The following is a 243-nucleotide window of genomic DNA, read 5'->3' as shown; positions in this document are numbered from 1 at the left end:
AGCCTTGCAGCACCAGAAAAGCCGCCAGCGCAGCCAGGTTGACGTCCTGGTTGCGACCAAAGACCCACAGCGCGATCAGCCAGCCGGCGTGAACCAGCACAATGAGCGGGTAGTGATCGGCGCCGACGGTGCTCTTTGTCCTCGAACGGGCCTGCGCCAAGGGCTTGCCGCAGCGCTCGCTGCTCACGGCGCTGGGGCCCGGCGTCACGCTCAGCTGCGGTGCGCTCAGGCACGCGGCATGAG

1 pseudogene is annotated in these 243 nt (G+C 67.9%); it reads left to right on the top strand.

The features are described from left to right. Positions 1-116: 116 nt before the first annotated feature. A pseudogene (locus FNJ47_RS52645) lies at positions 117-242 on the top strand (type III polyketide synthase); the annotation flags it as partial. Position 243: the final 1 nt, after the last annotated feature.

The sequence above is a fragment of the Bradyrhizobium uaiense genome (genome assembly GCF_010811875.1).
Taxonomy (GTDB): Bacteria; Pseudomonadota; Alphaproteobacteria; order Rhizobiales; family Xanthobacteraceae; genus Bradyrhizobium; species Bradyrhizobium uaiense.
The sequence above is the reverse complement of the archived record's forward strand: the minus strand, read 5'-3'. Positions and strand labels throughout refer to the sequence as shown.